This window comes from Sphingobacterium sp. UBA5670 (assembly GCF_002420705.1).
In the GTDB taxonomy this organism is placed as follows: domain Bacteria; phylum Bacteroidota; class Bacteroidia; order Sphingobacteriales; family Sphingobacteriaceae; genus Sphingobacterium.
This window is the reverse complement of the sequence record NZ_DIIM01000018.1, coordinates 73,456-97,809: the sequence shown is the minus strand read 5'-3', so window position 1 is coordinate 97,809 and position 24,354 is coordinate 73,456. Positions and strand designations below refer to the sequence as shown.

General features: G+C 39.5%; 21 protein-coding genes. 2 read left to right on the top strand and 19 right to left on the bottom strand.

Translation table 11 applies throughout. The features are described 5' to 3' along the window. The 12 genes from B3C94_RS14740 to B3C94_RS14685 form a co-directional block, all read right to left on the bottom strand. A partial coding sequence (locus B3C94_RS14740; RefSeq protein ID WP_293904938.1) for a chaperone modulator CbpM occupies positions 1 to 278 on the bottom strand: 278 nt, incomplete at its 3' end. Between the two features lie 4 nt (positions 279 to 282). Further along, complete coding sequence (locus tag B3C94_RS14735; protein WP_293904937.1) at positions 283 to 1,215, bottom strand: J domain-containing protein; 933 nt, start codon at positions 1,213 to 1,215, stop codon at positions 283 to 285. A gap of 156 nt (positions 1,216 to 1,371) precedes the next feature. Further along, positions 1,372 to 2,946: a M28 family peptidase gene (locus tag B3C94_RS14730; protein WP_293904936.1), complete on the bottom strand. Its 1,575-nt coding sequence runs from the start codon at positions 2,944 to 2,946 to the stop codon at positions 1,372 to 1,374. Between the two features lie 180 nt (positions 2,947 to 3,126). Further along, on the bottom strand, positions 3,127 to 3,573 hold the full coding sequence (gene rpiB / locus B3C94_RS14725; protein WP_293904935.1) for a ribose 5-phosphate isomerase B: 447 nt from the start codon (positions 3,571 to 3,573) through the stop codon (positions 3,127 to 3,129). Between the two features lie 12 nt (positions 3,574 to 3,585). After that, positions 3,586 to 4,446, bottom strand: a complete 861-nt coding sequence (gene tatC / locus B3C94_RS14720; protein WP_046672274.1) for a twin-arginine translocase subunit TatC — start codon at positions 4,444 to 4,446, stop codon at positions 3,586 to 3,588. Between the two features lie 76 nt (positions 4,447 to 4,522). Beyond that, positions 4,523 to 5,878: an acetyl-CoA carboxylase biotin carboxylase subunit gene (gene accC / locus B3C94_RS14715; RefSeq protein WP_293904934.1), complete on the bottom strand. Its 1,356-nt coding sequence runs from the start codon at positions 5,876 to 5,878 to the stop codon at positions 4,523 to 4,525. A gap of 73 nt (positions 5,879 to 5,951) precedes the next feature. Continuing rightward, the gene (gene accB, locus B3C94_RS14710) at positions 5,952 to 6,431 is read right to left on the bottom strand and encodes an acetyl-CoA carboxylase biotin carboxyl carrier protein (protein ID WP_293904933.1); all 480 of its coding nucleotides are present in this window, start codon (positions 6,429 to 6,431) and stop codon (positions 5,952 to 5,954) included. 74 nt (positions 6,432 to 6,505) lie between these two features. Then, a complete protein-coding gene (locus B3C94_RS14705) occupies positions 6,506 to 7,495 on the bottom strand; it encodes a beta-ketoacyl-ACP synthase III (RefSeq protein WP_046672271.1) in 990 nt (329 codons plus the stop codon). A 7-nt stretch (positions 7,496 to 7,502) separates the two neighbouring features. Further along, positions 7,503 to 8,441: a phosphate acyltransferase PlsX gene (plsX, locus tag B3C94_RS14700; RefSeq protein ID WP_293904932.1), complete on the bottom strand. Its 939-nt coding sequence runs from the start codon at positions 8,439 to 8,441 to the stop codon at positions 7,503 to 7,505. A gap of 106 nt (positions 8,442 to 8,547) precedes the next feature. Further along, positions 8,548 to 8,739, bottom strand: a complete 192-nt coding sequence (gene rpmF / locus B3C94_RS14695) for a 50S ribosomal protein L32 (protein ID WP_046672269.1) — start codon at positions 8,737 to 8,739, stop codon at positions 8,548 to 8,550. A 14-nt stretch (positions 8,740 to 8,753) separates the two neighbouring features. Next, positions 8,754 to 9,290: a YceD family protein gene (locus B3C94_RS14690; protein WP_293904931.1), complete on the bottom strand. Its 537-nt coding sequence runs from the start codon at positions 9,288 to 9,290 to the stop codon at positions 8,754 to 8,756. A 102-nt stretch (positions 9,291 to 9,392) separates the two neighbouring features. Next, entirely contained in the window at positions 9,393 to 10,043 is a 651-nt protein-coding gene (locus B3C94_RS14685; protein WP_293904930.1) for an epoxyqueuosine reductase QueH, read from the bottom strand. A 178-nt stretch (positions 10,044 to 10,221) separates the two neighbouring features. On the opposite strand from B3C94_RS14685, the gene B3C94_RS14680 reads away from it, so the two are divergent. Next, positions 10,222 to 11,379 (top strand): hypothetical protein, encoded by a 1,158-nt coding sequence (locus tag B3C94_RS14680; protein ID WP_293904929.1) that lies wholly within the window; start codon positions 10,222 to 10,224, stop codon positions 11,377 to 11,379. Positions 11,380 to 11,387: 8 nt separating this feature from the next. On the opposite strand, the gene B3C94_RS14675 is transcribed toward B3C94_RS14680, so the two are convergent. The 6 genes from B3C94_RS14675 to B3C94_RS14650 all read right to left on the bottom strand — a co-directional run bounded on the left by B3C94_RS14675 (position 11,388) and on the right by B3C94_RS14650 (position 21,030). Beyond that, complete coding sequence (locus B3C94_RS14675) at positions 11,388 to 12,236, bottom strand: transglutaminase-like domain-containing protein (RefSeq protein WP_293904927.1); 849 nt, start codon at positions 12,234 to 12,236, stop codon at positions 11,388 to 11,390. A 100-nt stretch (positions 12,237 to 12,336) separates the two neighbouring features. Beyond that, positions 12,337 to 12,996: an ABC transporter ATP-binding protein gene (locus B3C94_RS14670; protein WP_293904925.1), complete on the bottom strand. Its 660-nt coding sequence runs from the start codon at positions 12,994 to 12,996 to the stop codon at positions 12,337 to 12,339. Positions 12,997 to 13,099: 103 nt separating this feature from the next. Next, positions 13,100 to 15,502: an ABC transporter permease gene (locus B3C94_RS14665; protein ID WP_293904923.1), complete on the bottom strand. Its 2,403-nt coding sequence runs from the start codon at positions 15,500 to 15,502 to the stop codon at positions 13,100 to 13,102. A gap of 184 nt (positions 15,503 to 15,686) precedes the next feature. After that, entirely contained in the window at positions 15,687 to 18,134 is a 2,448-nt protein-coding gene (locus tag B3C94_RS14660; RefSeq protein WP_293904921.1) for an FtsX-like permease family protein, read from the bottom strand. Between the two features lie 25 nt (positions 18,135 to 18,159). Then, entirely contained in the window at positions 18,160 to 20,601 is a 2,442-nt protein-coding gene (locus B3C94_RS14655; protein ID WP_293904919.1) for an ABC transporter permease, read from the bottom strand. A gap of 204 nt (positions 20,602 to 20,805) precedes the next feature. Continuing rightward, the gene (locus tag B3C94_RS14650; RefSeq protein WP_070566237.1) at positions 20,806 to 21,030 is read right to left on the bottom strand and encodes a helix-turn-helix domain-containing protein; all 225 of its coding nucleotides are present in this window, start codon (positions 21,028 to 21,030) and stop codon (positions 20,806 to 20,808) included. Between the two features lie 127 nt (positions 21,031 to 21,157). On the opposite strand from B3C94_RS14650, the gene B3C94_RS14645 reads away from it, so the two are divergent. Then, the gene (locus B3C94_RS14645; protein ID WP_293904916.1) at positions 21,158 to 21,826 is read left to right on the top strand and encodes a hypothetical protein; all 669 of its coding nucleotides are present in this window, start codon (positions 21,158 to 21,160) and stop codon (positions 21,824 to 21,826) included. A gap of 101 nt (positions 21,827 to 21,927) precedes the next feature. Here the strand turns inward: B3C94_RS14645 and B3C94_RS14640 are convergent, their stop codons facing one another. After that, on the bottom strand, positions 21,928 to 24,333 hold the full coding sequence (locus B3C94_RS14640) for an ABC transporter permease (RefSeq protein WP_293904914.1): 2,406 nt from the start codon (positions 24,331 to 24,333) through the stop codon (positions 21,928 to 21,930). Positions 24,334 to 24,354: the final 21 nt, after the last annotated feature.

The window sequence follows — 24,354 nt, the reverse complement described above, 5'->3', positions numbered from 1 at the left end:
GCTTTTAATTTATTCTTTAGATGCAAAATTTCATTTTGGAGCTGTTCAACTTTCTCCAATAAATGGCTTGCCACCTGAATTCCTGCAGGATTTACTTCAAGATCATAATAGAGATTTGAAAAACGTTCCAATTTCTGGAGCTCTTCTTCATCTATATATTGCTCTTCCTGTTGAATGACAATATGTATGAGTCCGTATTCCTCCATGGTTTGCAGAAATGTTGTTTCAACCTTTCTGGATTGGCAGAAGTCTATGACTTTAATAAGAGTCGTTTCCATAAGATTATTGTTTTAGATCCTTCAATTGTTGGAACAATGCCTTTTCTTCGGCAGACAGGTTATTCGGCATTTGGATATTCAATGTGACATATAGATCGCCATATTGACCTTCCTTGCGATATAAGGGGAATCCTTTTCCTTTAAGTCGCATTTTTGCGCCATTTTGACTTTCGGCTTTTATCTTCAGTTTAACTTTTCCGCCGAATGTATCTATGGTTGCTTCGCCGCCTAGAATAGCTGTATAGAGGTCGACATCAAGGGTGCTGTATAAGTCATTCCCCTGACGTTTAAAACGGGCATCAGGTGTGATGTTGATGGTGATATAGAGATCACCTTTTGGACCTCCGTTGATGCCCTCACCGCCATAACCTTTAAGTTTGATCTTTTGACCATCTTCGACTCCAGCATGAATCGTAATACGGATACTTTTTCCATTGATATTAAAGGTCTGCTGATGTGTCGTATAAGCCTCTTGTAAGGTTAAGCTGAGTTCGGCATTAAAGTCCTGTCCACGAAATGTGCTTTGACGGCCACCGCCACGTCTGCTACCAAACATTTGTTCGAAGAAATCAGAGAATTGTCCATCATCAAAATTTCCGGTGTATTCTTGGGAGCTGCCACTGCCAAATGGGTTGCCACCCGCTCCGAATGGATTACCTCCGGTAGATTGGGACTGGCGATATTGCTGTTGCGCTTTTTCATATTCCTCTCCATGTTGCCAATGTTCACCATATTGGTCATATTTTTTGCGCTTTTCGGGATCGGATAGTACTTCATTTGCCTCATTAATCTCCTGAAATCGCTGTTTGGCCTCATTGTCATTGGGGTTGACATCAGGGTGGTATTTACGGGCTAGTTTTCGATATGCTTTTTTGATCTCATCGGCTGAAGCCTTTTTATCAATGCCAAGCACTTTATAGTAATCTACAAAAGCCATAAATTATACTTGTTTTTTATTAAAGATAACAATAATTGTGGACAAAAGGTTTATTCTGCAGGTCGTTTTACCGCATAAAAAAAGCAAGTAAACAATCATTTACTTGCTTTTTTTATGTGCTATAAAATCATCCTTACAGCAGACGATAGTTTGCGCTTATTCTTTGCTGCTGTCGACAGCCAGGCGATTTTCCCGATTGGCAATTTGCCATGCTGTGTAAAATGCAAGCTTTTCACGCTTTACCATCAATGGAAAGTCTATTTTATCATAGGTATCCGCAGGCGTGTGGTAGTCTGGATGTAGCCCCGAAAAATAAAATACAGATGGTATACCTTTCTTTGCAAAGTTGTAATGATCTGAGCGGTAGTACAGGCGCATAGGATCTTTTGGATTGTCATACATATAGTCAATCTCCAGTTTCGTATGTTTTTCATTCTCATTTTTATTGATCTGATATAATTCCGAGCTCAATTTATCTGAACCAATCGCATGGATATAATCGTGATTGCCTTTGAGATGCTTGTCATCAACACGACCGATCATATCAATATTAATGCAAGCAACGGTATTTTTCAATGGAAATATTGGATTTTCCGTATAAAACTTGGAACCTAATAAGCCTTTTTCTTCTGCAGCATATGTGATAAACAGAATGCTCCGTCTCGGCCCATTTCCAGCGGCTTTTGCACTCGAGAAGGCCCGTGCTAGTTCAAGTACCGCTGTAGTACCGGAGGCATTGTCATCAGCGCCAAAAAAGATATTTCCTTTTGAATCTATTCCATCATGGTCATAATGGCCTCCAATCACTACAATTTCATCCTTCTTATCCGTTCCTTCCAGGTAGCCAAGAATATTTGGATCAGCTAAAGGAGCTGCATTGGTGCCAAACTCAGCCTTGAAATTTGTTGGAATTACAAAGGAATTAGGTTGTCCTGAACGATTTATTTTTGAGACAACAGCAGCAAGGCTAGTTCTCGCAAGGTTTAGAATATAGTTCGCAGCATGATCTGTAATGTTGACTACGGGAATCATCGCAGACTTCTCTGGCGCAGGTTGGTCCACCGCCAAATTATAGCGACCCTCAGTAGCACGGTCTCCAGCATCCTCTAAAAGTTGGGATAGCTGACTATTGATCGCCAGTATCATTTTGGGACTGTGTTTAAGGATCTCTTTGACTTTTTTATTTCGGGTTGTTGCCCAGTCCGAAGCAGTCTTTTTGCTGGTAATCCATGAATTCCCTTTCTCATCTGTTGGTTCATTCTCATTGATCAGCATAACAATCTTATTGTGAAGATCCATGCCTGAGATATCCGAATACTTGGGATCATCTATGCCATAACCAATAAACACAATTTCATTGCTTTCGAAGAACTTGTTTTCATTGTTGCCAATGACAAAGATGTCCTTCCCATGCTGGAAGGGTCTATCGTTAATACTAAACTGCTTTACTTTAAAGCTGTTGCGAATTAGTTGCAGGGGTTGGAAATAGGACCCATTGACAGGTGCACTAAGTCCATATTTTTTAAATTCATTGGCAATATATTCTGCTGCCAGACGTCCGCCTTTTTGGCCCGTTCCTCGGCCTTCAAAATCGACAGAAGCTAAAGTACGCAGATGCTTCTGTGTAGATTCTACCGTGATTTCATCCGCATATTTATTGTTTATGTCCTGTGCGTTTGCACAGCTCATGAGAGAGCATGCTATCCAAAGCAGGTTGTATATTTTCTTCATTGTTTATTTTTTACTAGTGCGACTTTCTGCACCTTATTTTGTAATTCTAATTGACCCGATCAACCGAGTATCATCTCCTTGATTGATGTAACAGGTGTCAGTATCTGCACAATATATAAAAAAAAGCGGATGAAAAGTGTAATTTGCTTTTCATCCGCTTCTTAAAATATGTTAATTTACCTAACAGCTACAAGCTATTTTGTTTACGCGGTTAGCGTGACGTCCACCTTCGAATTCCGTGTTCATAAATGTGTTGACGATCTTTTTAGCAAGGTCAAGGTCGATAAAACGTGCAGGTATACATACGACGTTCGCATCGTTATGTTGACGGGCTAAAGCCGAAATTTCCTCCAACCAACAGATAGCAGCACGGATATTTTGGTGTTTATTGGCTGTGATAGCAACACCATTTGCACTTCCACAAATTAAGACTCCGGCATCAGCTGCTTTGTTTTCTACCGCTGATGCAACTGGGTGTGCGAAATCTGGATAGTCAACTGAATCTGGAGAGTTTGTTCCAAAATCCGTTACTTCATAACCCAGTTCATTTAGAAAACTTACCAAAGCTGTTTTGTATTCAAAACCAGCATGGTCACTTCCAATCGCAATTTTCTTTACGCTGCTCATTTTATTGTTATTTTATTTTTCTTGTGCTAATTTTTTTCTTTTGACATCGGCCGAAACCATAATGCTTATTTCGTATAATAAGAACATCGGTGCTGCAACTGTCAACATCGTGATAATATCTGCAGATGGGGTAATGACCGCTGCTATCACTAGAATAATTACGGTTGCATATCGACGGCTAGCCCGCATAAATTCAGGTGTCATGATGCCTATTTTAGAGAGGATAAATACCAATATCGGGAGCAGGAAAACGATTCCGCAGCCCAATGTTAACGTCGCTATCGTAGAAAGATAGTTATCAATAGTAATCTGGTTGACAATTTCATCACTTAAGGATACATTTGCCAGAAAATTGATGGATAATGGTACAACGATGTAGTATCCGAAGAGTGCTCCTAAAATAAACAATAGAGAAGAGTAAAAAACAAATCCTCGTGCAGACCGTCTTTCTACATCTGTCAATGCAGGTTTTACAAACAACCAGATTTCAAAAAGAAGGTAAGGAAAGCCCATCATCAAGGCCATTAATAAACAGGAGTTTATCTGAAGCATGAATTGTCCTGCTAATTCGGTATTGATGATATTAAATGGAATTTTCTTTACACAGAAGTCCGCTAAATTGAAAGCATCTGCTGCCTTACACATCATGCGATAAGTCCAAAAATTTAGATTTTTAGGCCCCATGATGATGTCGTTGAATACGAAATCGTAAAATGTAAAAGCAATACCTGCAAAGATACAGATCGCAATTGCTGAACGGACGAGATGCCATCTTAAGACCTCTAGGTGGTCAAAAAAGGACATTTCTGCTTCTATATTTTTCCCTTTATCTTTAATAGCTTGTATTAGATCTTTCGAATTAGGTGTACTCATAAAAATTGTTTGGAAACAAAAATACCATTCTTATTGTAAAGAATGGTATTTTTTATGTATGTAAAGATAATTTTATTTAATCTTCTACTGGATATTCAGTTAGGTCGAAAGTTTCCATAAACTTTGTCGTGAAATTGCCGGCTCTAAAGTTAGGGTCACGCATCAATCTCAAGTGCAAAGGAATGGTTGTTTTGATCCCTTCAATGACGAATTCGCTTAATGCACGTTCCATGGTGCAAATTGCTTCCTCACGTGTTTGGGCAACAGTGATCAACTTAGCAATCATGGAGTCATAGTTAGGCGGAATTGAATAGCCTGAATAAACGTGTGTATCTACACGTACACCATGTCCACCTGGAGAGTGGAAATTGGTGATTTTACCTGGTGATGGACGGAAATTGTTGAAAGGGTCTTCCGCATTGATACGACATTCAATCGCATGCATTTCTGGTTCATAGTTTTTACCAGAGATTGGAATTCCTGCGGCAACTTTAATTTGTTCTTTGATCAAATCGAAGTTGATGACTTCTTCCGTTACCGGGTGTTCTACCTGGATACGAGTATTCATTTCCATGAAGTAGAAATTACGGTGTTTGTCAACCAAAAATTCGATTGTACCTGCACCTTCATAGTTCACCGCTTTAGCACCTTTGACAGCAGCTTCTCCCATTTCAGCTCTCAATTCGGGAGTCATAAAAGGTGATGGAGACTCTTCAATCAATTTTTGGTGACGACGTTGGATAGAACAATCACGTTCAGATAAGTGACATACCGTACCGAATTGATCACCGACAATCTGGAATTCGATGTGACGCGGTTCTTCTACGTATTTTTCAAGGTAGATTCCATCGTTTCCAAAAGCTGCAGCAGACTCAACACGCGCTGAATCCCAAGCCGGTTCGAATTCTTCATCTTTCCAGATAATACGCATACCACGGCCACCGCCCCCAGCAGTTGCTTTGATGATAACAGGATAGCCTATTTCATTCGCTAATGTAATACCTTCTTTTACGTTTGAGATCAAGCCATCGGATCCCGGAACAGTAGGAACACCTGCTTTTTTCATGGTATCCTTCGCGCGGGATTTATCGCCCATCTTCTCGATTTGCTCTGCAGTCGCACCAATAAATTTAATACCATATTCTGCACAGATTGCTGAGAATCGTGCATTTTCCGATAAAAAGCCATACCCTGGGTGAATCGCGTCTGCGTTTGTCAATTCAGCCGCAGAAATAATATTAGGAATGTTTAAGTAAGAGTCTCTGCTCGGAGGGGGACCAATACAAACTGCTTCATCCGCAAATCTTACGTGTAAGCTATCTCGGTCAGCAGTAGAATATACAGCAACACTCTTGATACCCATTTCACGACAGGTACGGATAATGCGCAGGGCAATCTCGCCTCTATTTGCAATTAATATTTTTTTGAACATTGTCTTGAATTATGAAGTTTGCAAAAAATGTAGCCCTTTGGAGGCTACATGTATTCATTTACGTAATTGTAAATTACTTAGGCTCAACTAAGAATAATGGTTGGTCGAACTCAACAGGTTGAGCATCTTCTACCAAAATCTTAACGATTTTACCTGAAACTTCAGATTCAATTTCGTTGAATAATTTCATTGCTTCAACGATACATAATACAGAACCGGTATTGATATCATCTCCAATATTAACGAAAGATGGTTTACCAGGTCCAGCTGAGCGGTAGAATGTACCGATCATTGGTGATTTGATTGTTATCAAGTTTGCATCAGCATTTGCTGCTGGCGCTGCAGGGCTAGCTACAGGCGCTGGTGCCGCTGCTTGTGCAACTTGAGGAGCCGCAACTGGAGCAACAGCAGGAACAGTAGCTGTAACGTACGTAGGCTCTTGATTTGTTTTTATTGTAATTTTAAAATCTTGCTCTTCAATTGAGACTTCATTCACACCTGATTTTGAAACGAATTTAATCAAGTCCTGAATTTGTTTGATATCCATACCCATAGTATTCTAGGTTTTGTTTGTTTCTAAAAAATTCTAACTGTCAAAAGTAATAAATTATACCATAAAATGGACAATTAATACGCCCATTTTAAATAGATGGATCCCCAAGTGAAACCACCGCCAAAAGCAGCAAGGATAAGATTATCCCCTTTTTTCAATTGCGATTCCCATTCCCATAGACATAAAGGAATCGTACCACTAGTCGTATTTCCATATTTTTGAATGTTTACCATGACCTTCTCTTCTGGAAGCCCTACGCGTTCTGCAGTTGCATCAATAATACGTTTGTTGGCCTGATGAGGTACCAACCAAGCGATATCTTCTGATTTCAAGTTATTTTTGACCATAACCTCATGAGCTACATCTGCCATATTGGTTACTGCAAATTTAAACACCGTACGACCCTCTTGATAGGCGTAGTGTAATCCTGCATCTACAGTTGCATGTGACGCCGGATTGAGTGAACCTCCACCTTTGATATTCAAAAACTGGCCTCCTGAACCATCAGTTTTTAAAATAGCATCTTGAATACCCATTCCTTCTTCATTCGGTTCCAATAGTACACAACCACAACCATCGCCAAATAGGATGCAGGTGTTACGGTCTTGATAATTGATTACCGAAGACATTTTATCTGCACCGATAACAAGGACTTTCTTGTGTGTGCCAGCAGTGATAAATTGTGTTCCCGTATTTAGACCGAATAAGAAACCTGAACAGGCCGCTTGAAGATCAAATCCCCAAGCATTGGTTGCTCCGATTTTATCGGCCAGAATATTTGCCGTGGCAGGGAATAGCATATCTGGTGTACTGGTACAAAAGATGATAAGGTCAATATCTGTAGCAGCTATACCTCTTTTTTTCAATAAACCTTGAACAGCAGGTACAGCAAGATCTGAAGTAGCAAGCCCTTCACCTTTTAAGATGCGTCTCTCTTTGATTCCCGTTCTGGAAACAATCCATTCGTCGTTGGTGTCGACCATTGTTTCCAATTCTTTGTTGGTAAGGATGTAATCCGGAACGTAACCATTTACAGCCGTGATTGCGGCGTGAATCTTTGACATAAATATTCTAATTGAAAATAGATCTGATGCTGTCAATGAACTTAGACTCGATCATATCTCTTGAAAATAAAACCATATTTTTAATGGCCTCAGGTGTCGAAATACCGTGGCCAATAATGACAGGAGCATTAACTCCCAAGATGGGGCTACCGCCGTACTGCTCGTAGTTGAATCGGTCGAAGAAATCATCTTTAAAACCTTTTTTCAACGTCACTACATAAAATGATTCTGCAAGTTTCAAGACGACGTTGCCTGTAAATCCATCACAGACGTAAACGTCGGCATGGTCGGTAAATAGGTCACGGCCTTCTGCATTTCCAATAAAGTTAATCTTGTCGTTGGCTTTAAGTAGGGGGTAGGTAGAGGTTGTTAGGATGTTTCCTTTTTCTTCTTCTTCTCCGATATTCAATAATCCCACTTTAGGGTTGGATACATTAAACACATGTTCGGCAAAGACACTTCCCAAGATTGCAAATTGGTTCAACATCTCTGGTTTACAGTCTGCATTAGCGCCGACGTCTAATAAGATTCCGAATCCTGATTTTAATTTGGGAACAATGGATGCTATCGCAGGGCGCAATACGCCTGGAATAGCTTTAACGCTGAACATCGAGCCCACAAGCATGGCACCGGTATTACCAGCAGAAGCAAATGAGTCGATTTCTTTGTTTTTCAAATATTCAAATCCCTTCGCAATACTTGAGTTGGGTTTTTGAGTTATTGCTTTGGTTGGATGTTCACCCATTGCAATGACTTCTGGAGCCTCTACATATTCAAAGTCAGATGAATTTCCTCCGGCTTGATTGATTAATTGTTTAGTCTCTTCAGTTTTACCAAAAAGGACTATTTTTTGGTCTCCAGTAAGCTGTTTTTGTGCTTCAATAGCACCTGTTATCGTTGCTTTAGGAGCATAATCTCCTCCTAAAATATCTAAACCAATCTTCATCCGTTATTATTTAGTAAATCAATAATACGCAAAAAACATCCCAAAGTAAAGCAAATTTCTAAAATAGTGCTTGTTTGGGATGTTTTGGTGTTATGAAAGGTTTACCTTAGACAACAGCTGTATTTTCAATGATCAATTTACCGTTGTAGTACAAGTTTCCGTCTACAGTATATGCACGGTGAGGTAAATGAACTGCGCCAGTTTCTTTACATACTGTCAAGCTTGGAGCTTCAGCTTTATAATGTGTTCTTCTTTTGTCTCTTCTTGATTTAGAAGTCTTACGTTTTGGATGTGCCATCTCGTATTCTTGTTTTAGTTATTTTTAATATTTCTCAATGCTTCCCAACGTGGGTCGATAATTTCTTCTTCTTTTTGTTCCTCTGAATCAGGCTCGCTTGTAAATAAGGCAAGCATCTCAGGATCACATTGTATGCCTTGTCCCTGCTCTTCACATTTGACGATATAGGGGACAGCTAAATTGATGTATTCGTACAATAACTCAGCTATATCCAACTCATGGTCGCTTTTGGATAGGATCAACACCTCTTCGGTGTTATCTGTCCAATCTTCATCCGTGAATTTGACTAATATCCGTTCTTGAATTGAAATCGGTGACATAAACTCTTTTAAGCAGGTATCACAAGTCAATTGGATCTCGCCTTGGATACCAAAGTGCAAAATCAAAAGATTCTCTTGTTTTTGCAATTCAACTTCCGCTTTTAGATTGCCATCTTTTACAATCGAATGTTCGTAGCAGTCAAAGAACTTTTTATTAATGTCAAACTCAAAATTGTGCTTTCCAGCGTTGAGCCCCGAAAAGGGAATTCTGTATTGTTTTAGATGTTTCACAATCTTGCATTTGAGCCTGCAAAGGTATGTATAAAATCATTAGGATAGAAATATTTTTTTAAATATTCCTAACCAAAGCATTATACATGCCAGTAACAGGAGTTATTCATAATAATTTTTACCTAACTCTATCTTTTCGCGCCCATTGGCCATACGCCACTTGTTCGTGTCTCGTAACGAATATGCGCAACCACAGTATTCCTGCATATAGAACTTTTCCTTTTTAGAAACTTCCAGCATACGCGCCGAACCGCCTTTCTTGCGCCAATTGAAGGTCCAATATTCCATTCCTTCATGGCGGGAGGCCGCACGTAAACCACAGTCATTGATCTGTTCCATGTTTTTCCAGCGAGAGATACCCAGTGAACTTGAGATCACATCAAAACCGTTTGCAGCAGCATATTCAGCTGTTTTTTCAAACCGCATATCAAAACACATGGTACAACGGATACCTCTTTCGGGTTCTTGTTCCATCCCTTTGGCGAGTTCAAACCAATGGTCAACATCGTAATCCGCGTCAATAAATGGGATATTATGTTTTTCCGCAAATCTGATGTTCTCATCTTTACGTAAATCATATTCTTTGCGGGGATGAATATTGGGATTGTAAAAATAAATCGTAAAATCGATATCTGAAGCAATAAGTGCTTCCATCACTTCTCCAGAACAAGGAGCACAACAGGAGTGTAAAAGTAATTTTTTGCCCTCTCCCGGTAATGCCAAGGTCTCCCTTACAAATTCCTTATTTTCCATAATCGTATGTGCTAACAAAAAACAGGACAATTTTAATCAAAAAGTAGCGAATTGACAAATCTTTCCGTTTTACTTATAAGGTTTTGCCTTTAAAAGAATCATATAAATTCATTGATATTCTGCATATATTAGTAGATTTGTATGTTTAACGCAATAGGCTATTTCTAATACAAAATATATGAAATTTTCGTTTAAATACTATATTAACCTGTTCTTTGTTAGTTTAATAGGTTTTACTTCCTGTAAAAAACTGGACGATGAACCTGTACGAACGGGTGCTACTTTGATTTCCAGATTGTATGTTTCTTTTTCGGATTACGATCAAAATAATTCGTCACTGAAGAATATGATGATTATCGATCCAGCAGATACAAACAATTTAGACAATATCTATCAGTATCTTTCTCCAACAAAAGGGGGAGGACCAATTCACTTTGATGCCAGTGCCCGTGCGATCTTTCAGGCAAGTCTTACACCTCAGGATACCTTTCTTCAAGTGATTCCATTTGCCAATGAGATCTATGGAATTCCCGGTAATGCAGGTGCTATTGGATACCGTGGTTTTACGAATGTTAGAGGATTGGCCTATTATACGTATGCCCAACAAAATGGAAATTCTGGATCTTCTGCAATACCTTTTCTTTTAGCTGTAACAAATCGTGGAGCAGGAAATTCGATGTTGTATGCGATAAGCACACCAAGTGGAAAAGTAGGGTCGAAAGGCGGAGCGCCAATTATTGACAAGCAGATTAGCCTTGGAAATGTTGTGCCAACTTCCCTGACATTGCTCAATTCAAATGATAGTAATGAAAAACTTGTACTAGTGGGATTTGATAATGATGGTACAAATAATGGAAGTGGCTTTGCTGTTTACTCTGGTCTTAGGCAACAACTGATCGACCAAGCTCGCGATACGATTGTCAGCAAAGAAAGATTTGCTCCAATGATGAAAGTATATCTCAAAGGTAAAACAGGGTTGGGTTCTGTATCTTATGCTCCCAATAAGGGGCTGTTAGCTGTTACATCAGGTAAGGAAGTGCTATTTTTTAAAGACCCAAAAACCTTATTTAGTGGCACCACGGACAAGAAGGATATAGAACCGGATTATGTAGTCGGTGGTACAAATACGGGCTTAGAAAAACCTTGGGGGGTAGCCATAGACGACCGTACCGAAGAAGGAAAATTCTTTTATGTTTCTGATTTAACTAACCGAACAATTTCGCGTTTCTCATTGGTAGGTGAAGGGGATATTAAACCGGATATTGCAGCTAAAACTTATGGCTCCTTGACGCCGAATTATATCTTTTTGGATGCTCGGGCTGCAAATATTTTTTAATACCCAGTTTAAGCAAGCAATTCGAAAAGCGCTCTGATTTCCTGTTGCTTGCTCGAACTTTCATGTTCCTCATAGGCTGACATCAGGTTCCGCAAAGCGCGTTTAATGATGGTCACATTGTCGCAAGGATAGGTAAACTCTCTATCCGGATTGAGGTTCAATTGCTTCAAAAATGAATTTACATCACTTTTTTGCATCACCTGTCCACGGTTAAAGGCATTGATGTAAAATAACACATTTTCATTCCCTTCTTCGTCTGTATCCATGTAAGCCAATACAAAATGTTTAGGTAAATTAATGCCGTAGATTGGAATGTCCAGTTTTTGTGCAATGATGCTATAGATGCAGGATAAGGTTAAGGGATTCCCTTGTTTGGTGTCGAGTACCTGCCCAATATAGGAGTTCTGCGGGTGATGATAATCCTTCGTATTTCCTGCTAAGCCGAAGGACCCAAAAAGAACATGATTGATCAGGTTCACTTTCTCCAGTGGACTCATGTCGTAATGCAGTCCCCGCCATACCTCTGTTTTGAGGTCCTCTATTGCCAATACAATTTTGTGATCCTCATAGGAAGGATATTGATAATTATTAAGGATAATTAATCCTTCCAGTAAGTTGAATGAGTTGCTCAGGTTCCAGATCTGTAGTTCATTTTTGGTCTGATCAAACTGAATTTCATGAATAATATTCTCTAATCGTCCTTGTACGCTGGGGTCGAAGCTTGATTCCCAGAATTTTTCTAAATAGGGTACGATCTCAGGACCTTGGCTTTTTAACTGATGTTCCACTTCCTGAAGAATCTGTTGGTCGGTGTCGTCCAACAGCGATATTAGCGATTTCAACTCTCTCTCATTCATCCTAACGAAGTTAAAAAATTGATTTGAGAAATGAGATAAAAAAATCCCTACTGCATTGTATGTGCCGGGTAGGGATTATTCAGGCTAAATTGGTATACAATTATTTGAGCTGACCATCCAGCATATTGACAATTCTTTTCCCGTATTCAGCATTTTTTTCAGAGTGGGTGACCTGTATAATTGTAACACCATCATCATTGAGCTGTTTGAATAGATCCATGATTTCTTCACCCTGTTTGGAGTTTAAATTGCCCGTAGGTTCATCGGCAAGTAATAATTTGGGTGAACCAGCCAATGCACGCGCAATGCCGACAATCTGTTGCTGACCTCCCGATAGTTGGGCCGGAAATAGATCTTTTTTCCCAACAATGCCAAAACGGTCGAGCATATCCGCTACAATGGCTTTTCGTTCTTTGCTCGAAATGTCTTTATAGATCAAGGGTGTTTCAATGTTTTCATATACGGTCAATTCGTCCAACAGATGGTATGCTTGAAATACATAGCCAATATGCGATTGGTAAAGCTGCGTTCTTTTTTTTGCCTTCATTTCCAATACATTCTCCCCCATAAACATATATTCGCCCTCGTCGGGTTCATCAAGCATGCCTATAATATTCAATAAGGTCGATTTTCCAGACCCTGATGGACCCATGATGGAGATAAAATCGCCTTCAGCGATATCGAGACTTACATCTTTAAGGACGAATGAGCGTGTACCACCTACATTATACCATTTGAATAAATTTTTTAATTGTATCATTTTTTAGTATTGAGATCTTAGATATTCTTATTTTATATTTTTTATAGTCACCATCATTATTGTTCGACTGCGGAATAGGGCCTCTCACCGCTCATATTATCTTTTATTCATCGCGCAGGCTATCTATTGGATTTGTTTTTGCGACTTTTATAGATTGGAGGCTGATGGAAACTAATATGAGGATAAATATGCAAAATATTGGAATCAAAAACGACCACCATGAAAGCTGAATGTGATAGGCGAAATTGGAAAGCCATTTATTCATGAGCATGTAGGCTATTGGAAGGGCAATGCCGATTCCGATCAGAAAGAGCTTGAAAAATGGTTTGTTCAATTGGATAAAAAGCAGTTGTACCGATGCTCCGAGTACTTTACGGATGCTCATTTCCTTTTTACGTAATGCTGCCTGATACGCTGCCATACTGAATAGCCCTAAAGCCGCGATGATAACCGATAGGCTTGTGAAACTATTAAAAGTAGTCTGCAATTCTTGCTGTTTTTTATGCTGTAAAGCATATTGTTCATCCATAAAGGAATAATCAAGAGGCAGATCTTTTGCGGATGGATTTTTCTCCCATTCTGCTTTGACTGTTTGAATTGCCCGATCGACCTTTCCCTGTTTTGTTTTGACCATAAGTGTTGTCTGAAAGCGCATAGTACCACATTCATTTTTAAATGAATATATGGTCGGTTGAACTACATTCTCAAAGCCGTAAGCTTTACTGTCTTTGACCAGACCGACAATTTCAAAGTTAACATCACAGCCCTTGATTTTTGCGCCTATGGGGTTTGCAAGTCCTAAGTTTTTGGCGGCAGATTCATTGATGACCGCATAGTTGGATAGCGAGTCGCGGAGTAACTGATCTATGGACTGATTGATATTCCCCGCTAGATGAGGAATATTTAACGTCTTGAAGTACCCAGGATCAATGCCGACATGGGCAAATGAAAAGGTTTTTTGTGCATAGGAAAAATCCATTTTAGGAGGCTGTTCGCCTTCCCCTGGGATATTTGTAGCTGATGCGACTGAGGCAATACTTGGATCATTCTCTAACCGAAGTTTTAGTTGTTGATAGGAACCATCGATTTTATTGTCGTAATACATACCGACGCCTTTGAAATTGACAACCTGTGCAGGTTCAAATCCTTTATCCGCCTGCTGCATGTAATTTAACTGTGCTCTAATCACCAACATGCCCGAGATAAATAGGATGGCCATACTGATCTGAAAAGTTAGCAGTGCGTTTCTAAATGTGCCCTTTTTTAGAATGGAAGTCAATCCACCTTTTAGGAGATTAACGGATTTGAAGCCAGAGAGTACGATAGCTGGGTATATTGCCGACAGAACTGTTGTCAATAGTACGGCAATAGCAAGTTGAACGATTGTTTCCAAACTCAAAATATAGCCCTTCAGATCATCATTGAACCATTTTTGGAGGATATTTCCCGTGAGGGCCAAAGCGACGAAACTTAGGGCCGCAGCACTAAATGTCAGAATAAATACTTCCAGTACCAATTGCCTGATGATCGACCAGCGTGAACTTCCCAGTATTTTTTTGAGCGCGAGTTCTTTAATGCGTTGATCCGCCTGTGCCATAATCATATTGGCAAAATTGGCAGAGGCGAGTAAGAGAATCAAAATGGAGAGAATACCAATAATCCACGTGATGATATAAGCTGTGTTACTTCCTGTTTTTGGTCGAAGGTGAAGGTTGACCAATGGATCTAAATAGATCTTCCCTTTGGCATAACTGGAGGAGCGGATTTTATCTTTCGATGCAATTTCTTTCTGGTAAAGCGCATTGATGCGATTGGTCAACTTTGTGATATCCGTACCGGGCCGAACCTGGATAAAGGTTTGATACAAAAAAGGATTATTATCGGCGAAAAGATCCTGCGGTTCACGGATAAAAAGGAGATCATAAGCAATTATGGATAGACCCTGCTCTTTGATTGTACCGTAGATTGTTTCCTGCACACCTAGAGCAAGACTTATAGCTGGAATCGAATGGGGGCTGTTAAAATTTAGGTCTTCTTTTTTGAATAGATGTTCGGCAATGTGGCTTTTGACCATGGACGCATCTTTTTGATCCTTGTTTTTGTAGAGTGGTCCAGTTGCATTTTCGATTTGAAAGATTCGTGCCGCAGAAGAGTCAATCAGTGCCGCATTTTTAATAAGAACTGTATTTTCACCAAAAAGGGGGTAACTGCCGTAGTTGTAGACGATTTTCCGGCCTGCATAGATGATATCTGGTAAATTTTGTTTTAACAAAGGAGCCATTGCAGGAGAGGTCTCGTCTGTAAAAGCACCTTCTGTCTCTAAACCAATTTGATAGATATCCTTATAATGTGGATTCCACTTATCGTAGCTCGTTTCGCGATTGATGTATTGATACGAAAGGATGAAACCCGTAAAACCCAGGGTCAATCCAATAATGTTTAAAAAAGTAAAGCCTTTATTTTTTAGGAGTTTACGCCAAGCTAGTTTGAAGTCATTTTTTGCCATTTTACGCTGGATATGTATGTCTAAACCAATTCGAACTATTTCACCTGATTAAAAATGCAATCCCCTTGCCATTGTTGTAATTGTTTTGTTATAAGTGTTTTATGTTGTTTTTGAGTTGTTTTCGGATGTCCGATTTCGAACAGTTTACGTCCAGAATCGAACATCCGAAAGTAGCTGTCATGCTTTATTCATCACGGAGGCTATTTACCGGATTTGCGCGAATAACCTTCCAGGTTTGATAGCTAATCGTTCCGAATGCAACTAAGATTGCGCTTATTCCCGCCATAACAAAGTAGTACCAATTTATTTCTATGCGGTAATTGAAATCTGTCAGCCATTGATTCATTGCCCACCACGCAACAGGTGTAGCAATGATCAAGGCTACAAACACCAATTTTATAAAGTCTCCGGAGAGTAATTTCAATAATCGGATGGAACTTGCGCCGAGGACTTTGCGGACACCGATTTCTTTAGTACGTTGCTGGGTTACATAAGTTGCCAGTCCAAAAAGTCCAAGTGCTGCAATAAAAATGGCAACGAAAGCGAAGCAGCTGAAAATATTTTTGGTCCGCTGGACATCTTGATAGAGGCCGGCGAAACCTGCATCGAGGAAATTGTGATCAATTTTTTGATTCGGTGAAAATTTGTTCCAAACAGCATTAATGTCGGCTAACGTTTTGGCCATGTCCGTAGATTTGGTCTTGATGGCAAGCATGGAAGTACTATTAGCGAGGGTCATGCAAACAGGATAGTACCCTTCATCTTTCATCGATTCAAAAATAAAATTTTCTACGACACCGATAATCGTCCATGTCATGCCATTGGTAATTTGCGCACCAATTGGATTTCCTTTAATCCCCAGATCAGCAAGCATTCTTTTATTAACAATAGCTCCTGTACTATCTGATGCGATATGTGGATCAAAGTTTCGGCCGGCTATAAGTTTCAGTCCAAATGTGGTGAGATAACTTTCGTCGATATTCCAGAATTGTCCGCCTTCTCCCAGTTCGAGATCTTCTTTTCCTTTGGCCCAGAAAAGATTCCCGTTTCTTTTTGCACCCTCTAATCGGACGGGTAGGTAGTCACTTATAGAGACATCGCTGACGGATGGAATAGCTTTCAGTTCATTTTTTAATTCTCTAACCTGAGAAGCAATACCATTTATGCCACGGAGGACAATGACCTGATCTTTGTCGAAGCCAATATCCTTATTGAGCATGAAACTGATTTGCTGATTTGCAATAAGTGCGCTGATCATAAGGATGATGGATGTCGCAAACTGAAAAATAACCAAGCCGTTGCGGAGTAAGGACGACTTAGGATTAGCGACCGATCTGCTTTTCAAAGCATTGATCGGTTGAAATCCGGATAAAAAGAGCGCTGGGTATAAACCTGCAAGGGTACCGATGAACAGCATGCTTACAATCAGCGAAGGCACAAAGTACCACACTGTCCATGGTATAAAGAGCGCTTTATTGGCCAGATTGTTAAAGAGTGGTAACAATAGAAAGGCTAATAGCAGTCCGATAAGGAGTGAAATGAGACTGTAGCATATCGCTTCGGTCATAAACTGCATCATCAGTGTGCTTCGATTAGATCCAATGGTTTTACGAATGCCGATTTCTTTTGCCCTTGTTGCCGCATTCGCTGTTGATAAGTTGATGAAGTTAATGCAGGCGATCAATAAAATAAAAAATGCAATGCCAGCAAATACCCAGATCATCTTGATGTCACCTTGATATTGTGTAGCCATGCCATATTCCGAAATATTCTTTGAACCCAGGTGCATATCAAGGGCGTTTTGAAGTAATACGGTTGACTGCATCATTTCGGGTGATATTTTCATCCCATTTTTTTTATTGATCAGAATATAATGGTCCTGAATATAGTTTTTCGAAATGTTGAGCTGGGCGTTAACAATATCGCTATTCGCCTTCAGTTTTACATAGGTAATGTAATTTGTTGCGCCCCAATTGTTTTGTTCACCCGGATAAAATGGTTCTCCTGATAGGGATATAAAATAATCATAACCATAGAGACTGGAATTGCTCGGAACATCATCGATTACAGCCGTTATGTTGTATAATACATTTTTATTATTGTTTAGATAGATGGTTTGACCTACGGCATTTCCTTTGAAATACTTCTGGGCTTTACTTCTGGTAATAACCATCGCATTGGGTTTGTCCAACGCATGCGATAGCTGTCCTTGTACAACTGGAAGTGGGAATATTTCCAAAATAGACTGATCGGCATAAACAAAGCCTTTGTCAAGGTAATTCTCTGCGCGGCCATTTACAGTAAATAAATTGCTTCCAGCACCAAATAAAGTATTGGGTAAAATGCGACCAGCCCGTTCGACACTGGGTACCTCCTCCTGTAGGGTTTTGGCAGCTGGAGCAGGAAAGGCAAAGGTTTGCCTCGCTTTATCACCATTTGGTGCTGAAACGATAAGACGGAACACACGGTCCATGTGGGGATACATCCTGTCATAACTGGTCTCATGTCTGATATACAGTACAATGAGAATGCAGATAGCGATACTAAAGGCGAATCCACCAATTTTGATCAACGAGTAAAGTTTGTTGTTGGTCATGTTTCGCCAGGCGATCTTCAAATTATTTCCTAACATACTAAAAGTCTTTTACGGTTTGTATTTATTCATCTCGGAGGCTATCTACTGGATTGGCGCGAATGGCTTTCCAAGTTTGATAACTAATGGTACTCAAAGCAATTAAGATGGCACTCATGCCGGCAAGAATAAAGTATAGCCAATTTATTTCGATTCGGTAGTTAAAGTCTGTAAGCCATTGATTCATTGCCCACCATGCAACAGGTGTGGCAATGATCAAGGCGACAAACACCAATTTTATAAAATCTCCAGACAAGAGCCGAAGTAGTCTGATCGCACTGGCACCAAGTACCTTACGTACGCCGATTTCTTTAGTGCGTTGTTGAGTTACATAAGTTGCTAGACCGAATAGTCCAAGAGCAGCGACAAAAATGGCAACTAGGGCAAAGCAGGTGAAAATATTCTTGGTCCGTTCCACATCTTGGTAAAGAGCTTCAAATCCTTCATCCAAAAAACTGTAATTGATCTGTTGATTTGGCGCAAATTTGTCCCATACAGCAGCAACGTCGGCAAGTGTCTGCTTGAGCTGCTGCGGTTTTACTTTAATAGAAAGGAGGGAAGGATTGCCTTGTAAGGTCATGCAAAGCCCTGTATAACCTTTTTCTTTCAGCGACTCAAAAATAAAATCATCTACTACGCCAATGACTGTCCATGTATTGCCATTGGTGATTTTTGCACCAATTGGATTCTTTAAATGAAGCTCGTCGGCCAATTTTTGATTGATAATTGCCGAACTGCTATCGGTTGTCATGCTAGGATCAAAGTTCCGCCCTTTACGCAGACGAAGACCGAATGTGCTCAGATAATCTTGATCGATTTCCCAAAATTGACCCTGTGTAGCCATATCAAGATCTTTTCTACCATCGATCCAGAAAGGATTGCCATTTCGTTTAGCACCATCGATGGGGACTGGAAGAAAATCGCCCATGGAAACTGAAGCAACATTGGGGAGACTTTTTAGTTCATTTTTTAAGCTTGGAAGCTGTTTCGATAACGTACCAATGCCGCGAAGTACGATGACTTGTTCCTTGTCAAATCCCAGGTCTTTGTATAGTATATAGTTTATCTGTTTATTGGTCACCAGTGCTCCAACGATAAGGATAATTGAGGTCGCGAATTGAAAGACAACCAAACTATTCCTAAACAGCGAAGATTTGGCGCCAATGACATTGTTTTTCAGTGCGGTGATTGGTTTAAATTTGGACAGGTACAGTGCTGGGTAGATTCCGGCAAGGACACCGATCACCAATATGGCCGCCAAAAGAGAAGGAAAGAAATAGGCTGCCATCCAAGGAATGGTCAAAGATTTGTTGGCCAGATTGTTGAATATCGGAAGTAGGAGCCAGCTTAGAAAGAGCCCGATAATCAGAGATAATATACTATAGCAGATTGCTTCAACAAGAAATTGTCCAACAAGCAGCTTCCTGGAGGAGCCAATGGTTTTGCGGATACCAATTTCTTTTGCTCTCGTTGCTGCATTTGCAGTCGATAAGTTGATGAAGTTAATACAAGCAATGAACAGAATAAATAAGGCTATTGTTGCGAAGGTCCAAACCATGCGAATATCTCCTCTGTTCAATGTGCTCACCTTATCGTCGCCTATATCTGCAGATTTTAAATGCATTTCGAGGGCATTCTGTAGAGTTATTTTTGCCTGCTTAAAAAGCGGATTAAGTTTACGTCCAGATTTTAGATATTCAGGGAGATAATGTATTTCCAAGTAATTCTTTGAAATTTCTTTTTCTGCCAGTGCAACATTTACATTGGGTTTTAATTTGACATAGACCGTATAATTGTTATTGAGCCAAGCGGCCTGTTCGCCTTGATAAAAAGGTTCTCCAGCGAGCGACATAAAAAAACTATAACCAGCAAGGGTCGAATTGTTGGGCATATCTTCAATGACCCCAGTGATGGTATAGGCCTTCGATTTATTGTTGTTGAGGTAGATCGTTTGCCCAATTGGATCATTTTTAAAGTATTTTTCGGCTTTTCTTCTGGTGATAACCAATGTGTTGGGCTTGTCGAGTGCATGGGATAGCTGGCCCGAAACCATTGGCATAGGAAACATGTCGAGAATGGACTGGTCGACATAGACAAATCCATCATCGTAATGGCTATCAGGGCTGTTATTTAATGATAATTGGTTGCTGCCCGCACCAAATAAGGGATTGGGTAGGATGCGCCCCGTTTGCTCAATGGACGGTATTTCTGCCTTTAAGGTTGGCGCTACGGGGGCAGAAAGTGAAACCCAGCGCTCGGTTTTATTTTCAATGGGTAATTGAACGACCAGGCGGTAAATTCTATCCATATCCGGATAAAACTTATTGTAGCTGGTCTCATGTTTGATATACAGTACAATGAGAATGCAGATCGCAATACTAAAGGCAAACCCACCAATCTTGATGAATGAATACAGCTTGTTTTTTGCCATATTCCGCCAAGCTATTTTGAGATTATTTCCTATCATAGCAAATATTTTTAGCGCCTGAATGATTGGTATTTATAATCAAAACAGGCGTTTAAGCTGAAATCAATTGTGTTGCCATTTTGCTAATGTGTTGATAATTAGTTTCTTGTTTTAAAATTGAAAAGCTCGTCTGTACGATATCGAACAGTTTGGCGTTCAGTATCGCACAGACGAGCTAAGCACTGGCGAAAAATGGATAATTGCTTACTCTTCAATCTCTTTCAACTGGAGATGATCACATAATTCGAACATCATTTTAGCTGGATCTGTATCAATAGCCAATGCAATCAGGTACATTTCATCCAAACGCAATTTGGCCGTTTCGGTCATCGTTAACTCATTGATTCTTGCCTTACTTAAACCCGTTTTGCGCGCGATCCGCGATTTATTAACGGATTTCTTCTCTAAAAATTCACCTAGTTTTGTCATAGTTATGATTTAGTATGCTCTTTTTTTTGTATAGATAAATATACAAAATGTTATTTTTATTTATACAAATGTTTTAAATTTTTAAATTATTTCTATTTCTTTGTATGGAATAACTATATGAACTATAATGAGAAATAATTTTAAAGTGTTCAAACGGGTGTATAAGCATCGTTGTCAACCGTTGGAAATGCAGTTCTTTTATCGGATGATATTACAGCGTATTTCAAATGGTCTCTCACCCGAAGAAGTATCTTTTTTAATGGGAAAAGCACTAGATTTTATAAGCAAAGTTGAGTCTTTCAAAATTAAAACGATTCTTGCTATTGATTACTATATTTTTTGTCGTGTGTTAGAAGTGGGGAGTATACATGCCATGTTGCCCTTAAGGATGAATTTATCCAAGCAAAAGTATGCTTATGAGTTGCACGTTAATACATTGGCTGAGGAGGTTATTTACCATTTATATAGATTATCCATTGAAGAAGGGGTACAGGAGATCGAATTTAAGATAATGGACATCCGCCATAATTATGATCCAAATGAACCTTCTACATTGAATGAGCTTCGGAAGGTCAAGAGAATCATCGAAGCGCAGGTTGGCACGGGGTATTTTAATAAAAATAGGAGTCCTTATGAGATACATAAATTGGTTTGTATGATACTCGATACATATGTAAAACCTAAAAACTTGATGAAGATACTTGAAGATTTGCTTAATCGGTCTGATGACCTTAAACTTATTCGGAAAGAATCAAAATATGGATTTGTTTATCTATCGAAAAGCTATGCTGGTTAAAGGAATAAGGAGTTACCCTTCCAGTAACTGTTCGTTGCGAACAGCTACTGGAAGGGTATAAAGATATTGATAATTTTCGCACACCCTACGGCTTATTTTTCTTATTCGTCTCTTAATTTCTCAACTGGATTAAATCGGGTTGATCGACATACAATGATGGCAACCAATAAACTCATTAAACCAATCAACGTACCTAATGGTAACAGATAGGTAAGTGCATTGATGTCTATTCGGATGATGTAATTTTGAAGCCAGTACTGCATTAGTAGATAACTCAATGGAACCATCGTCAGTGCCGCAAATAAGAATATTCCGTAGTACTCCTTCGAAAATAACAACATTAAATGTGCTAACGATGCACCGAGTACTTTACGGATACCGACTTCTTTATTGCGCAGATGGATCGAAAGCGATATTAGTCCAGTAAGTCCTAATGCCACGATTAGCAATGAAACAACTGTGGCCATCTGTGATGCACGATGCAGCTGCAGCTCAGTTTCATATAAATTTTTGATGCGTTCATCCATAAATTGATATTCGAAAGGAGCATCTGGCATCAAGGCTTTGCATTTTTTTTCTAATTTCTGCAGCGCGTTGGCAAGAGAGCCTTGCTGTAAACGGATACTAAGGTATCGGTATTGTAAGCTTTCTTGTACATCTATCCAGATAATAGGCGGAGAGGCCTGGTGAAGTGAATTGGCTACAAAGTTTTCGGCAACGCCTACAATAGTCATTTTGTAACTTGGATCAGCCAGAGCAATCTGCTGACCAATAGCTTGCTCGGCATTTTTAAAACCAAAATCATCCATGGCCTTTTTATTAATAACAACTGGCCTATTATTCGCATTCACAACATAGTTTTTAGGGAGAAAAGTTCCAGCAACTAGTGGTATCTCATAGGTCTCCAAAAAGTGACTATCACTTGTAATCCGTTGTACTTGGATTTCTTTTTCGGCGGTCGTCCCGAATGCAGTCTGCATATTGGATCCCAGCAATCCAGGTGTTTCATAAGATAAGCTTACTGATTTAACTTCTGGTTGCAAGCTGAGTTCCTTTTGTACGGTTTCCATTTTGCGAACGCCATTTTCGGACCAGTCTCTTGGGACCTGTACAGTTAATAAATAGTCTTTGTTGTAGCCTAAATTGCTATGGAGAAATAGATCCACTTGTTTGGAAATAATTAGCGTACAGACAAGCAGGAGCAAGGCTACCCCAAATTGAAAAAACAAAAGAACTTTTCGCACCAGCTGTTTGCCTCCTAGCGTCGAAAACTGATTTTTGACTGCAGGAAGTACCGCTATATTGGAAAGTTTAATTGCTGGATATAGACCCGCTAGTAAACCAATTAATAACGTCACTATACCCAATAATCCAAAAAAGTAAATCGGTAATTCGATTAATGTAGGCAGCTTACGCATCAAGATATGTTCGAAAATTGGACTTGTGACAATATAAATTGGCAGACTGATCAATGCTGCTATGGCCACGATCAGGATATACTCAGTCATCAGTTGTCTAATAAGCTGCACTCGAGATGATCCCATCATCTTGCGAACACCGATTTCCTTTAATCGCGTAATGTGCTGAGCGATACTAAAATTGATGAAATTAATGATAGCCATGATCAAGATAAAAATGGCAGTCCAAATCAATGTCTGTATCATTTTGCGGACGGCTCCTTGGTTGTCATCCAAATAATAGGTTTTTAATGGCTTTAGATCGGGGCTATATTCACTGGAAAATTCCCTATCGGTATTTTTTCTTACCAATGTTTCAATGGCAGCATCTACTCGATCCAAGCTTACACCTGGTTTCAATTCGATATAACCGGCAATATAAGGGTTATTCCAATTGTTTATAGATCGACCAAAGAACTCCTCATTAATGATCGGTAAAAATATGTCTGCATGCATATTCTTTGTGAGATCCATAATGGCATTTTGGACGTCGGATCTGATGATTGCTGTAATTTCGAAATCATGTTTTTCACCCTTGAAATTTTTTATCTGTAGCGATTTGCCGAGTACATTCACTTGCCCAAAATATTTTAAGGCTGCTTTGTCACTGATCACAACTGAAAATGGATTATTCAAAGCGGTATTGGCATTGCCTGCTAAAATATGGAAACCGAACATCGTCAATAGGCTAGGATCTCCCAGAGACATGCCTTCTTCATGTATTGTTGCTCCGTTTGCCACGATGCCTGTCAATCCGTCGATCCGATAATAATTGGATACCAGGTTGGGATACTCTTCCTTTAAAGCTTTAGGAAGTGCTCCCAATGTGGTGAGGTTAATACCAAATCCTTCTTTCTTATACTTACTTTGCAATAAAAATTGTCGATCAATATTTTTGATGCTGCTATTCACTTGATGTACATCCCATATATAGGCGCCTACAAGTAGTAGAAAAGTAATACCACAAGTCAATCCGATTAGATTGATCAAATTTTGGATTTTTTTCTTTCCAATATTTCGCCAGGCAATTTTAAAGTTTGTAAAGTTCATTGTCTAATAATAAGAATTTAT

What these genes read in the sequence shown, in the direction of transcription:
- B3C94_RS14675 (WP_293904927.1), bottom strand. Translation starts at nt 12,236, where the DNA reads ATGAATGAGAGAGAGTTGAAATCGCTAATATCGCTGTTGGACGACACC.
- B3C94_RS14730 (WP_293904936.1), bottom strand. Translation starts at nt 2,946, where the DNA reads ATGAAGAAAATATACAACCTGCTTTGGATAGCATGCTCTCTCATGAGC.
- accB (WP_293904933.1), bottom strand. Translation starts at nt 6,431, where the DNA reads ATGGGTATGGATATCAAACAAATTCAGGACTTGATTAAATTCGTTTCA.
- B3C94_RS14640 (WP_293904914.1), bottom strand. Translation starts at nt 24,333, where the DNA reads ATGAACTTTACAAACTTTAAAATTGCCTGGCGAAATATTGGAAAGAAA.
- B3C94_RS14665 (WP_293904923.1), bottom strand. Translation starts at nt 15,502, where the DNA reads ATGGCAAAAAATGACTTCAAACTAGCTTGGCGTAAACTCCTAAAAAAT.
- B3C94_RS14705 (WP_046672271.1), bottom strand. Translation starts at nt 7,495, where the DNA reads ATGTCAAAGATTCACGCCGCAATCACGGCTGTAAATGGTTACGTTCCG.
- accC (WP_293904934.1), bottom strand. Translation starts at nt 5,878, where the DNA reads ATGTTCAAAAAAATATTAATTGCAAATAGAGGCGAGATTGCCCTGCGC.
- B3C94_RS14670 (WP_293904925.1), bottom strand. Translation starts at nt 12,996, where the DNA reads ATGATACAATTAAAAAATTTATTCAAATGGTATAATGTAGGTGGTACA.
- B3C94_RS14660 (WP_293904921.1), bottom strand. Translation starts at nt 18,134, where the DNA reads ATGTTAGGAAATAATTTGAAGATCGCCTGGCGAAACATGACCAACAAC.
- rpmF (WP_046672269.1), bottom strand. Translation starts at nt 8,739, where the DNA reads ATGGCACATCCAAAACGTAAGACTTCTAAATCAAGAAGAGACAAAAGA.
- tatC (WP_046672274.1), bottom strand. Translation starts at nt 4,446, where the DNA reads ATGAGTACACCTAATTCGAAAGATCTAATACAAGCTATTAAAGATAAA.
- B3C94_RS14735 (WP_293904937.1), bottom strand. Translation starts at nt 1,215, where the DNA reads ATGGCTTTTGTAGATTACTATAAAGTGCTTGGCATTGATAAAAAGGCT.
- rpiB (WP_293904935.1), bottom strand. Translation starts at nt 3,573, where the DNA reads ATGAGCAGCGTAAAGAAAATTGCGATTGGAAGTGACCATGCTGGTTTT.
- B3C94_RS14680 (WP_293904929.1), top strand. Translation starts at nt 10,222, where the DNA reads ATGAAATTTTCGTTTAAATACTATATTAACCTGTTCTTTGTTAGTTTA.
- B3C94_RS14685 (WP_293904930.1), bottom strand. Translation starts at nt 10,043, where the DNA reads ATGGAAAATAAGGAATTTGTAAGGGAGACCTTGGCATTACCGGGAGAG.
- plsX (WP_293904932.1), bottom strand. Translation starts at nt 8,441, where the DNA reads ATGAAGATTGGTTTAGATATTTTAGGAGGAGATTATGCTCCTAAAGCA.
- B3C94_RS14655 (WP_293904919.1), bottom strand. Translation starts at nt 20,601, where the DNA reads ATGATAGGAAATAATCTCAAAATAGCTTGGCGGAATATGGCAAAAAAC.
- B3C94_RS14645 (WP_293904916.1), top strand. Translation starts at nt 21,158, where the DNA reads ATGAGAAATAATTTTAAAGTGTTCAAACGGGTGTATAAGCATCGTTGT.
- B3C94_RS14650 (WP_070566237.1), bottom strand. Translation starts at nt 21,030, where the DNA reads ATGACAAAACTAGGTGAATTTTTAGAGAAGAAATCCGTTAATAAATCG.